We start from the raw sequence: 11,298 nt of genomic DNA on the forward strand, positions 1-11,298 counted from the left end.
TAAGCTACGGACGGGTTCGGCCATATGTTGCGTCCATGACAGAATAGCCCCGGCTTGCCTGACGCTTCGGGCGGTGGGTTCACCCCTGCCCGGCCACTCCGCGCCGACCCCTTCCGCTCGTCGTTCCCCCGACCTTCCGATCGCTTGAGGACGCTGATGGTTCGTGCTGGATCCCCACCCGAACGCCGACCGGCTCCGGTTCTCGCGTGGCTCCTGCCCACGGTCGTGACGGCGGGTGCGGCGGTCGCCGCCGCGTCGTTCGCCGCGGCGGCCGCGCGCGCCGAGGTCATCTGGTGCGGCGTCGCCGCGACGGTGATGGTGGCCGCCGTGGCCGTCGAGGCGGCCCGTCGCGGGCGTGCCCTCAGCACGCTGCGGGAACGCCACGCGCAGGCCGAGGCGGAGCTGCGGCACCGGCTCGCCGAGCAGGAGGCGCAGACCGTCCGGCTCGCCGAGGTACTGCTCCCGCAGGCGGTGGCACGACTGCAGCAGGGCGACTTCGTCGAGGACGTGCTCAGGGACGCCGCCGCCGACACCGGCGCGGTCACCCCCGAGTTCCACGCCGCGCGGCTGTCGGTGCTGCGCTGGGTGCTGCAGGCGGTCGAGGCGGAGGAGGGTCTGCGCGAGTCCGCGCAGCGCGCCTTCGTGAACATCGCCCGCCGGGTGCAGGCCATCGTGCACCGCCAGGCCCAGGAGCTGCGGGAGATGGAGGACTGGCACGGCCACGACCCCGCCGTCTTCGACGACCTGCTGCGTGTGGACCACGGGAACGCGCTGGTCGGACGGCTCGCGGACAGCATCGCGGTGCTCGGCGGCGCCCGGCCGGGACGCCAGTGGAGCAACCCGGTCCCGCTCTACAGCGTGCTGCGCGGCTCCATGTCGCGGATCCTGGACTACCAGCGGGTGGAACTGCACCCGGTGTCCGAGGTCGCCGTGGTCGGCCTGGCCGTCGAGCCGCTGATCCACGCGCTGGCCGAGCTGCTGGACAACGCCACCCGCTACTCGCCGCCGCAGACCCGGGTGCACCTGACCGCGGTCGAGGTGCAGACCGGCATCGCCATCGAGATCGAGGACGGCGGGCTGAGCCTGAGCGAGGAGGGCCGGGCCCGGGCCGAGCGGATGCTCAAGGAGGCCCAGGCCGGGATCGACCTCAACGACCTCGGCGAGACTCCCCGGCTCGGTCTGGCCGTGGTCGGCCGGCTCGCGCAGGCCTACGGGTTCCAGGTGTCGCTGCGGCCGTCCGCCTATGGCGGGGTCCGCGCGGTGCTGATCGTGCCGCAGGAGCTGATCACCACGGCCCCGGCGACCGGAAAGGCGCACGGAATCGGCGCCTCCTCCGGCCCGCGTCCGACCGCCCCGGCGGACACCACCGGCACCACCCCGGCCGCCCGTCGGCCGGTGAACGGACCGCAGCCGATCGCTGCGGGGGAGGACGAGGCCCCGGTGGTGACCGAGCGGACCCCGATCGGGCTGCCGCAGCGGCGCCGCCGCAGCCCGGCCCCGGCGGCGGCCACCGCCACCGCGGCGCTCCGGGCCGAGCACGACTCCGGACCGGCGAACGACCACCGCGACGCGAGCGGACACGGAACCTCGGAAGCCGTGCAACCCGGCCTGTGGCTGGCCGCCTTCCAGAGCGCGGTGAGTGGCGACTCGCGTGAGTCGCGCCCGTCAGCGCCGGCCGGCCACAGCAACAGTGACGACACGTCAGGCATGAGGGAGCAGCAGCCGTGATTCAGCAACGGGCCAACATGGACTGGATGCTCAAGGATCTAGCGGACGGCGTCCCGCAGACGCGCCACGTGGTGGTGCTGTCCTCCGACGGGCTGCGCATGGCCCAGTACGGGACCGACACCGACACCGCCGACCGCCTGGCCGCGGCCTGCGCCGGACTTCAGAGCCTGGCGGCCGCCGTCGCCCTGGAGTTCCCGCACGCCGACGGGCGGATGCGGCTGGTCGTGATCGAGATGTCCGGCGGGTTCTTCTACCTGATGGCGGCCGGCGCCCGGGCGTACCTCGCGGTACTCGCCGACGAGGGCGTGGACGCCGGGCTGATGGGCCAGCGGATGCGGGACCTGGTGGCCCGGATCGGCGAGCACCTCAGTACCCCGCCGCGCAACGACGAGCAGGCCGAATGAGTGGTCCGGACCGGAGCCGCGGCCAGGGCCGGGACCGCGGTCGCGACCGCGGTCGGCAGTGGGACGACGACGAGCCGGAGCGGCTGTACGTGATCACGCGGGGGCGCGGTGGAGTGCGGCAGCGGGCCGCGCTCGATCTGGTCACCCTGATCGTGTCGAGTGCCGAGCCCGATCCGGTCATGCCGCCGGAGCAGGCTTCCATCCTGCGGCTCTGTCGCTCCCCGTTGTCCGTTGCCGAGCTCTCCGCCTACCTGCGGCTGCCGGTGAGCCTGGTGACGGTGCTGCTCGCCGACCTGTTAGCGGACGGCCGGGTCAAGGCCCGCGCTCCCATCCCCAAGGCCCTCCTTCCCGACCCTGCCCTGATCGAGGCGGTGATGCATGGACTTCAACGGCTCTGACATCAGGAGCGCCGACGTCAACGGCTCCGACACCCACGGCGGTTCGGACACCCTGGTCGGCCCGAGCAGCGACGACGCGCTGCCGGCGTCGGCGACGGCCGCCGTCAAGATCGTGATCGTGGGTGGTTTCGGCGTCGGCAAGACCACCATGGTCGGCTCGGTGAGCGAGATCCGACCACTGACGACCGAGGAGACGATGACGCAGGCCGGCGTCGGCGTCGATGACACCGTCGGGGTGGAGCGCAAGGCCGCGACCACGGTGGCGATGGACTTCGGCCGGATCAGCATCAACGACGAACTGGTGCTCTACCTCTTCGGCACCCCGGGTCAGCAGCGCTTCTGGTTCCTCTGGAACGGGCTGTTCGAGGGCGCGCTGGGCGCGGTGGTGCTGGTCGACACCCGCCGTCTGGAGGTCAGCTTCGACGTGATCGGACGGCTGGAGGAACGCGGCGTGCCGTTCGTCGTCGCCCTCAACACCTTCCCCGGCGCCCCGTCCCACCCCGTCGAGGAACTGCGCGCCGCGCTGGACCTGCCCGACGACGTACCGATCGTGGACTGCGACGCCCGCCTGCGCGAGTCCAGCCGGGACGTACTGATGTCCCTGATGCGTTACCTCTACTCCCTCACCGTGTCCCCGGAGCAACCGTGACCACCCCCCACACCGACCACAACCGCAGTGAGACCTCTCCCGCCGGTCCGGGCACCCTGGACCCCGCCGCCGTCCCGCCGCCGGGCTGCCCGGCCCACGGCCTCGGGACGGACGGAATCCGCCGGCTCTACGGCGAGGAGGCCGAGGCCGACCCCACTGGCCTGTACGAGAAGCTGCGTGCCGAGCACGGCGCGGTCGCGCCGGTGCTGCTGCACGGCGACCTCCCGGCCTGGCTCGTGCTGGGCCACCGGGAGAACCTGACCGTGATGCGCACCTCGTCCACCTTCTCCCGGGACTCCCGGCGGTGGAAGGCGCTGCAGGACGGCAGGATCGCCGCGGACTCGCCGCTGCTGCCGATGGTCGGCTGGCAGCCGCTGTGCGTGTTCGCCGACGGCGAGGAGCACAAGCGGCTGCGCGGCGCGGTCACCGACAGCCTCGGCCGCTTCGACCGCCGCGGCGTCCGCCGCCATGTCACCCGCTTCGCGGACCAGCTGATCGACGCCTTCGCCGCGGATGGCCGGGCCGACCTGGTCAGCCAGTTCGCGGAACAGCTGCCGATGTTGGTGATGACGCAGTTGCTCGGCATGCCCGAGGAGTACGGACCGCGTCTGGTCGCCGCGGCCCGCGATCTGATGAAGGGCACCGAAACCGCCCTGGCCAGCAATGACTTTGTGGTGGAGACGCTGCGTCAGCTGCTGATGCGCAAGGCCGCCGAGCCGTCCCAGGACCTCACGTCCTGGCTGATGTCGCACGACGCGGAGCTCAGCCAGGACGAGGTCCTGGAGCACCTGCGGCTGATCCTGGTCGCCGCCAACGAGACCACGGTCAACCTGATCGCCAACACCCTGCGGATGGTACTCACCGACGACCGGTTCCGGGCCAATCTGTCCGGCGGGCACATGACCCTGCCCGACGCCCTGGAGCAGGTGCTGTGGGACGAGCCGCCGCTGGCCGTGGTGCCCGGACGCTGGGCCACCGGCGACACCGAGCTGGCCGGCCAGCAGATCAAGGAGGGCGACATGCTGCTGCTCGCCCTGGCGGCCGGCAACGTCGACCCGCAGGTCCGCCCCGACCTCACCACGCCGGTGCACGGCAACCGCTCGCACCTCTCTTTCAGCAGCGGCCCGCACGAGTGCCCGGGCCAGGACCTGGGCCGGGCCATCGCTGACACCGGCATCGACGTGCTGCTGACCCGGCTCGCCGACGTGCACCTGGCGGTCGACGAAAGCGGGCTGAGCTGGACCTCGGCGTGGCTCTCACGCCATCTGGCCGAGCTTCCGGTGGAGTTCAGGCCCCGGACGCAGGCGCCCAGGGAGCGGACCGGTGAGATCCCGGCCCCCACGCCGCAGCCAGCCGCCACGGCCGCGCCCGACACTGCAACCGCCACCGTGGGCCCTGCACCGTCCGGGCAGACGGAACTGCCGGCGCCGGTGGCACGCCGTTCGTGGTGGCGCCGACTGCTGGGACGCTGAGCGGCGGAGTCCGCGCCCTGAGCGACTGAATGTGTCCGGGTATGACAATGCGCCAGTGGCGCATTGTCATACCTTGACGGTTCGCCTCCGTTTCCGGTGTATTTGCCTCTCGTGTGATCCACTTCGGCCGGTGCCGCGAGCTTGCTCGGCGAACCGGACGGACAGTGGCAGGCCGATGCCGGATGACCGAGATGAGGACCTATGCGCGCCCTGACGGTGCCCCCGATCTACTCCCCCATACCTCCCGCCATCCATCCCCGGCATGCTGCCATCGACCGGCGGACCGCCGAGTGGGCGCACCGCTTCGGTATCGGATCGGAGGAACTGCGCGGCCAGTTGGTGGCACACGGCATCGGCGCCTTTGCCGCCCGCATCCTGCCCGAGGGCCGCGAGGAGGTCATCGGGATACTCGCCGACTTCGTTCTGTGGCTCTTCGGCGTCGACGACGGCCACTGCGAGGAGGGCGAACTGGGGCGCCTCCCCGGCCAGCTGACGGCGACCCTGGGCAGACTGCTGCGGATCGCGCAGAACCCCGAGGTCCCCATGATGCTGGGCGATCCGCTGGCGATGGGCCTGCGCGACCTGCGCCACCGGCTCTCCGACCACGCGACTCCGGGGCAGGTGGTGCGCTGGATCGACGCCCTGCGCGAGTACTTCTTCACCGTGGTGTGGGAGGCGTCGCACCGCAGCGCCGGGACCGTACCGGACCTCAACGACTACACCCTGATGCGGCTGTACGACGGCGCGACCTCGGTGGTTCTCCCGCTCCTGGAGATGGGCCACGGCTACGAGCTCCAGCCGCACGAGCGCGACCACGTCCGGGTCCGGGCCGCGGCGGAGATGGCCTTCTTCATCATCACCTGGGACAACGACCTGTTCTCCTACCACAAGGAGAGCCGGACCGGTCACTACTACCTCAATGTGATCCGGGTCCTGGAACAGGAGCACGGCTGCACCCCCGACAAGGCGATGACCGTCGCGATCGGGCAGCGCGACCGGGTGATGAGCCTGTTCCTGCGCCTCTGCACCGACCTTCGTAGACAGGGAAGCCCGCAACTGCGGCAGTACCTGGACGGTCTGGGCAGCTTCATCCGCGGCGCCCAGGACTGGGGCATCAGCTCGATCCGCTACACCCGGCCCGAGGACCCGGCCGACCTCCCGGGCGCGTTCCGCGAAACGCCGACCGATGACAGCCCCGACCCCCTGGACATCCCCGCCATCGCCTGGTGGTGGGACCTGCTCCCGGCACTGGCCGCCCCCCCGCGGGTCCGCCTCACCGCGTAGCCACACTCCCAACCACCTGCCGAGTGCCCACTGCCTGCCCGCCCGAAAGGAGTACCGCGTGCCCGCCGCACTGCGAACTGTCCCGCCTGCCCCCGGTGGCCTCCCGCTGCTCGGGCACACCTGGGCACTGTGGCGGGTCCGGCATCACCTGCTGGCTTTCCTGGAGTCCCTCGGGGACGTGGCCCCGCTGGTGCGGGTGGACGTCGGCACCCTGCCGGTCCTGTTCGCCACCCGGCCCGAGCTCGCCCACGAGGTGATGGTCGGCAAGGCCGCCTGCTTCGAGAAGGGCAGGCTGTTCACCCGGATGCGTCCGCTGGTGGGCGATGGGCTGGCCACCGCGGCCACCGAGGTGCATCGCAGGCACCGCAGGCTGATGCAGCCCGCATTCCATCGCTCCCGGATCGCCGGCTACGGCGAGGTGATGGGCCGTCGGGCCGTCGAGATGGCCGAGTCCTGGCACCCCGGACAACTGCTGGACGTCGACGACGCGGCAAGCGGCTTCGCGATCGCGACGCTGGCCGAGACGATGTTCTCGGCGGACATAGGCCGGTCGGCGGTCGAGGTGGTGCGCCGGGACGTACCGGTGATCCTCAAGAACATGCTGCTGCGCGCGATGTTCCCGCCCGCCCTGGACCGGCTGCCGATCACCCCCAACCGCGCGTTCGACGCGGCCGCGGCGCGGCTGCGTCAGGTCATCGACCAAGTGATCGCCGCCGCGCGGCACTCCGGCGACACCAACAGCCCCGACCTGCTGTCGCTGCTGCTCGCGGCCCGCGACGCCGACACCGGCGACGCGCTCACCGACGAGGAGGTGCGTGACGAACTGATGACCATCCTGTTCGCGGGTACCGAGACCGCCGCCAGCACCCTCGCCTGGGCCTTCCACGAGATCGCCGGGAACCCCCGGATCGAGCAGCGGCTGTTCGACGAGGTCGACTCCGTAGTCGGCCCGGGCCCCATCGGCTTCGAGGACCTGCCTAAGCTCGACCTCACCGGCCGGGTGGTCGAGGAGTCGCTGCGCCTGCACAGCGTAACGCTGCTGATGCGCCGCACCACCGAGCCGGTCGAGCTCGGCGGGCACCTGCTGCCGGAGGGGACCGAGGTGGCGTTCAGCCTCTACGCGCTGAACCGGCGGCTGGACCCGGAGTCCCGGCGCTTCGATCCGGACCGCTGGCTGCCGGAACGACGAGCCCGAATGTCCCGGGAGTCCTACCTGCCGTTCGGCGCAGGCGCCCGGAAGTGCATCGGCGACGCCTACGCGTCGGCGGAGATGACCATCGCACTGGCGACGGTGCTGGCCCGCTGGCGGCTGGTGCCCGAGCCCGGTCACACCCCGCGCGAGGCCGTCGCGGCCATGCCGCACCCCGACCGGCTGCCGATGCGGGTGACACCGCGCGGGCGGTGAGCCCGGCGGACTATGAGCCACTACAGCGCGATCAACTCGAACGGTTGCCGCGAGCTGGCCAAGGGAGGGACTGAAGGGGCCGCCAGCGTCACCCGCGGCTGACCCGAACAATGCTGAAGGCCCGGGCGCCCGTCACGAGCGCCGGGGCCTTCGCATTGCCTACGCGAAGGCTTGCCTACGCGAAGGCTCAGTAGTGGAAGTCGGCGCTGCCGGGGCCGCTGTTCCAGCCGTTCGAGAAGTCGTGGGTGGAGCCGGTGATGGTTTTGGGGCCGAGCGTCTCGCAACCGAATGGGGCACAACCGCACACGGCCCGGGAGCGGGACCTCCCGCCACCGAGCCGTGTGCCCTGCCCTGTTGCCCCGCCGTGTGCCCGTCAGTGGATACCGGCGGCGCTGCACGCCGAGGTGAGGTTGGGGGTGCAGATCTGGGCGGCGGTGTAGAGGCCGTCGGCCACCACGGTGTCCTCGATGTTCGCCTTCACCAGCAGCACCGGGGACAGCAGCTGCGCCGGCATGCTGTCACCGGAACCGCTGGTCACGGTCGTGGTGGCGACCATGGAGATGCTGGTGCCGTCCATCAGGTGCACCGCGATGGTCGCGGCGGCCTGGGCCTCGGGCTGGTAGGCCTTGTAGATGCTGTAGGCCTGGGTGCCCCCCAGGATCCGCTGGACCGCGTCGAGCTGGCCGTCCTGGCCGCCGATCGGGCGGTCGCCGATCCCGGCGTGCTTCATGGCCGTGATGATCCCGCCGGCCATGCCGTCGTTGGCCGAGTAGAAGCCCGCGATGTTGCTCGCGCCGATCTGGTTGATGGCGTCCGTGGCCTTGCTCTCGGCGACGTCGGGCTTCCAGTCCCCGGACGCGTCGTAGGCGATGTCCAGGTGGCCCTGGACGGCGCTCTGGAAGCCCTTCTTGAAGTCGGCGGCGTTGGGGTCGGAGGCGGCGCCGTCGATCTCGACGATCTTCGACGAGGACGAGGCGTTGCCGTGCAGCGCCGCGAGCAGCCCCTGGCCCTGCAGTTCGCCGACCTTCTCGTTGTCGAAGGAGACGTAGGCGTCCACCGGTCCCTGGGCCAGCCGGTCGTAGGCGATGATCTTGACGCCCTTGGCGTGGGCCGCCTGGATCGCGGGCTTGATCCCCGCCGGGTCCTGAGCGTCGATCACCAGCACCTTGACGCCGGCGTCGACCATCTGGCCGACCTGTTGCGACTGGGTCTCCGCACTGCCGCCCGCATTCGCGTACTGCACGGTCGCGTTGGTGTCCAACTCCTTGACCATGGACTCGAACAGAGGCTTGTCGAACTGCTCGTAGCGGGCCGTGCTCTTGTCCGGCAGCAGCAGACCGACCACCAGGGAACTGGTCGACGTACCCGAGTAGATCGGGGCTGAGCTGCCGAAAGCGCCGCAGCCGGCCGTGCCGAGGCCAAGGGAAAGCGCTGCCGTGGCCATCGCCGTACGGCGCAGAGTGCTGTTCATAGTGCGTGCGGTGCCTCCGAGACGCGGCCGCCGCGTTGCGACCGAGGTGTCCGGGAGTCAACCGGTCTGGGTGGTTTCCCGTCAACCTGTAGATCGTACCTGCCCATAATCCGATCCTTTTCGTTATCTTCGTGAACTCACCACAACCGGGAGGCCTCATCTGGATGACGGCCGTCTCCCGCTGCGCCGACCCTTGTCGTGTACAGAAGCCGGGACTACCGTGCACCCCAGCGCCCTGACACCACCCCGATCCGGGGTGGCAGTCAACCCTCCAGCGTTCAGCGCCAGTTCCGGCACCGCACGGCATCTGCTCGCTCCACCGCCATGGAAAGGGACGGCCCATGCACGACTCCCAGCCCGCACCCGACGAGGCCGAACCGATCCACCAGGCCCCGACCCGCAGGGGCGTCCTGCACGGCGGGGTGCTCGCGGCGGCCGTGGCCGGCCTGGAGCTGCTCAAGCACTCAGCCACCGTCCCGGTCCGGACGGCTCCCACGGCCGCGACCGCCGGCGCCCCCGGCACGCCCCCGGGGGACGAGCACCTGCCCGACGTCCAGTTCGACCTCGCGCCGTTCATCGCGCCGGTGCAGACCGTCGACGGGGTCCAGGTGCAGTTCGGCCCGGTGCACACCGTCTTCGCCACCGCCACGCTGCTGCGCACCCCCACCCCGGGCGACCAGTACCTGCTGCGCTACGCGCTGCAGGCCATCGAGGCCTCCTACCCGTTCGCCCCGGCGGGGGTCTTCACCTTTGTCTCCTACGGCCTGCCCTACTTCGCCCGGCTTCCCGGCGGCGTGCAGGGACCGCTGGTGCGCCGGTACATGCCGCGCCTGGCGGCCGACGCCGGCCGGGCGGTCCTGGAGGAGGCCGTCCCCGGCCCGACCGACGTCTCCCCGGGCAATCCGCAGATCAGCAAGCTGCGGTTCAACGTGCCGGTCACGATCGAGTCCAACGACCTGCTCTTCACCTTCCGCAGCGACAACGCCGCGAACATCCAGGACGTGCTGCGCTGGCTGGCGGGCAGCAACCGGCTGGCCGGACGCCCGCTGCCGTCACCGCACCTGAGCCGGCTGCTCCGGTTCACCTCCAGCCGGGCGATGTTCGGCCAGGTCGGCCTGCCCCGCAAGGTCGCCGACGCCAATGCGCTGATCTACGCCTTCATGGTCAACCCGCGCTCGTCCATGTGGATGGGCTTCGTCGACCAGCAGATCACCGGCGCCGGCCCGGCCGCCCAGATCACCTTCCAGGGCACGGATCTGACCACCGCGAAGCCGGGCGACTACTTCGACAACGGCGCGGTCCAGCACCTCTCCCACGTGATCATGGATCTGCAGCAGTTCTACGACGTCGACGACCACGGCGTCCCCGGCGACGACGCCGGATTCGCCGAGCGGGTGCAGTACATGTTCCGCTCCACTCCCCCGCCGTCCACCGGCTATCCCGACCAGATCACCGACGGCGGCGGCCCGGCCTTCCTGGACAACACCTTCCAGGGCACCGGGGACGCCCTGCAGGGCGCGCAGGGCAACGGCACGCCGGGGGGAGAGCACCGGCTCGGCCACCTGGCCGCCCTGCAGCGCTCCAGCCGCACCGCCGACGGCCGGCCGCTGCACCTGCGCATGGACGGCCCCGGCTTCGACGCCATGGACGTCCCCGACGGGAGCCGCCAGCCCAAGCTCCAGTTCACCGCCTTCGTCCCCAGCGCCGACTTCTTCGCCACCATGCGCCGCAGCCAGGCGTCGCTGGACCTCGCCGCCGCCAACGCCGTCCCGGCCTCGGACAACGGACTGGAGCGCTTCCTCACCGCCACCCGCCGGCAGAACTTCCTGATCCCGCCGCGACGCCACCGGGCCTTCCCGCTCACCGAGTTCGGCTGACGGGTCGCGCGCGGTTCCGGTGGGGGTCTACGCGCCGGTGTCGACACCCCAGTAGCCGGGGCCGCCGCCCTCCCAGCGGATCCGGGGGTCGTTGGCCAGGTCGATCCCGTGCAGGCCGGCCAGCCGGGCGAACTCGGCGACGTCGTCGAGGCGGTAGGCCTTGCCCACGAAGACGCCCTCGACCTCGACGCGGCGCCAGGGCGGGCGCTCGTCGAGCTCCGGCGGGTGGATGGTCATGATGTAGCGGTGGCTCATGGCTCAACGCTGGCGGTCCCCGGGCCCCGGCGCAGCACGGACTGACCCGTTCGGACCAAGCCCGGAACCGGCTCCTGCTCGGCCCGCGTCCGACCCCGCAGCGTCCGGTCTGTCACCACAGCGGCGGGGGCGCCGGGGGGCGGGCGCCCCGGGGGGGGGGGGGCCGGGGCGCCCCGCGGGCGCGGGCCGGGGCGGGGGGTGAGTGGCGCCGGGTGATGAGGGCGGTGGCGGGGGGGGGGGGGCGGCCGCCCCCGCCCCCGGGGGAGGGGGCGGGGGGCCCCCCGCCCGGCGCGGGGCGGGGCGGGCGTCGCCCGGGCCGCCGCGGCGGGACCCCCCACCGGGGGGCCCGCGGGCG

General features: G+C 71.9%; 10 protein-coding genes. 8 read left to right on the forward strand and 2 right to left on the reverse strand.

The window, feature by feature from the left end; genetic code table 11:
* The first annotated feature begins 156 nt into the window (after positions 1 to 156).
* The 7 genes from ABH925_RS27045 to ABH925_RS27075 all read left to right on the forward strand — a co-directional run bounded on the left by ABH925_RS27045 (position 157) and on the right by ABH925_RS27075 (position 7,340).
* Positions 157 to 1,728: a sensor histidine kinase gene (locus ABH925_RS27045; RefSeq protein WP_370151735.1), complete on the forward strand. Its 1,572-nt coding sequence runs from the start codon at positions 157 to 159 to the stop codon at positions 1,726 to 1,728.
* Positions 1,729 to 1,745: 17 nt separating this feature from the next.
* The gene (locus tag ABH925_RS27050; RefSeq protein WP_370151753.1) at positions 1,746 to 2,132 is read left to right on the forward strand and encodes a roadblock/LC7 domain-containing protein; all 387 of its coding nucleotides are present in this window, start codon (positions 1,746 to 1,748) and stop codon (positions 2,130 to 2,132) included.
* Positions 2,129 to 2,530 carry a DUF742 domain-containing protein gene (locus ABH925_RS27055; RefSeq protein WP_370151737.1) on the forward strand — a complete coding sequence of 134 codons (402 nt, stop codon included), beginning with the start codon at positions 2,129 to 2,131 and terminating at the stop codon, positions 2,528 to 2,530. The genes ABH925_RS27050 and ABH925_RS27055 overlap by 4 nt, the downstream gene beginning before the upstream one ends.
* Positions 2,511 to 3,179, forward strand: a complete 669-nt coding sequence (locus tag ABH925_RS27060; protein ID WP_370151739.1) for an ATP/GTP-binding protein — start codon at positions 2,511 to 2,513, stop codon at positions 3,177 to 3,179. The genes ABH925_RS27055 and ABH925_RS27060 overlap by 20 nt, the downstream gene beginning before the upstream one ends.
* Positions 3,176 to 4,651: a cytochrome P450 gene (locus ABH925_RS27065; protein ID WP_370151741.1), complete on the forward strand. Its 1,476-nt coding sequence runs from the start codon at positions 3,176 to 3,178 to the stop codon at positions 4,649 to 4,651. The genes ABH925_RS27060 and ABH925_RS27065 overlap by 4 nt, the downstream gene beginning before the upstream one ends.
* A 201-nt stretch (positions 4,652 to 4,852) precedes the next feature.
* Positions 4,853 to 5,935: a selina-4(15),7(11)-diene synthase gene (locus ABH925_RS27070; RefSeq protein WP_370151743.1), complete on the forward strand. Its 1,083-nt coding sequence runs from the start codon at positions 4,853 to 4,855 to the stop codon at positions 5,933 to 5,935.
* A 58-nt stretch (positions 5,936 to 5,993) separates the two neighbouring features.
* On the forward strand, positions 5,994 to 7,340 hold the full coding sequence (locus ABH925_RS27075; RefSeq protein WP_370151745.1) for a cytochrome P450: 1,347 nt from the start codon (positions 5,994 to 5,996) through the stop codon (positions 7,338 to 7,340).
* Between the two features lie 373 nt (positions 7,341 to 7,713).
* On the opposite strand, the gene ABH925_RS27080 is transcribed toward ABH925_RS27075, so the two are convergent.
* Positions 7,714 to 8,811 carry a sugar ABC transporter substrate-binding protein gene (locus ABH925_RS27080; protein WP_370151748.1) on the reverse strand — a complete coding sequence of 366 codons (1,098 nt, stop codon included), beginning with the start codon at positions 8,809 to 8,811 and terminating at the stop codon, positions 7,714 to 7,716.
* A 341-nt stretch (positions 8,812 to 9,152) separates the two neighbouring features.
* On the opposite strand from ABH925_RS27080, the gene ABH925_RS27085 reads away from it, so the two are divergent.
* Positions 9,153 to 10,688, forward strand: a complete 1,536-nt coding sequence (locus ABH925_RS27085; protein ID WP_370151750.1) for a hypothetical protein — start codon at positions 9,153 to 9,155, stop codon at positions 10,686 to 10,688.
* Between the two features lie 27 nt (positions 10,689 to 10,715).
* On the opposite strand, the gene ABH925_RS27090 is transcribed toward ABH925_RS27085, so the two are convergent.
* Positions 10,716 to 10,943 carry a hypothetical protein gene (locus ABH925_RS27090; protein WP_370151751.1) on the reverse strand — a complete coding sequence of 76 codons (228 nt, stop codon included), beginning with the start codon at positions 10,941 to 10,943 and terminating at the stop codon, positions 10,716 to 10,718.
* Between the last annotated feature and the right edge of the window lie 355 nt (positions 10,944 to 11,298).

This window comes from Streptacidiphilus sp. EB129 (assembly GCF_041262645.1).
Lineage (GTDB): Bacteria > Actinomycetota > Actinomycetes > Streptomycetales > Streptomycetaceae > Streptacidiphilus.

Coding starts and splice junctions, on each gene's coding strand:
- ABH925_RS27085 (WP_370151750.1), top strand. CDS start 9,153: ATGCACGACTCCCAGCCCGCACCCGACGAGGCCGAACCGATCCACCAG.
- ABH925_RS27070 (WP_370151743.1), top strand. CDS start 4,853: ATGCGCGCCCTGACGGTGCCCCCGATCTACTCCCCCATACCTCCCGCC.
- ABH925_RS27060 (WP_370151739.1), top strand. CDS start 2,511: ATGGACTTCAACGGCTCTGACATCAGGAGCGCCGACGTCAACGGCTCC.
- ABH925_RS27050 (WP_370151753.1), top strand. CDS start 1,746: ATGGACTGGATGCTCAAGGATCTAGCGGACGGCGTCCCGCAGACGCGC.
- ABH925_RS27090 (WP_370151751.1), bottom strand. CDS start 10,943: ATGAGCCACCGCTACATCATGACCATCCACCCGCCGGAGCTCGACGAG.
- ABH925_RS27045 (WP_370151735.1), top strand. CDS start 157: ATGGTTCGTGCTGGATCCCCACCCGAACGCCGACCGGCTCCGGTTCTC.
- ABH925_RS27080 (WP_370151748.1), bottom strand. CDS start 8,811: ATGAACAGCACTCTGCGCCGTACGGCGATGGCCACGGCAGCGCTTTCC.
- ABH925_RS27055 (WP_370151737.1), top strand. CDS start 2,129: ATGAGTGGTCCGGACCGGAGCCGCGGCCAGGGCCGGGACCGCGGTCGC.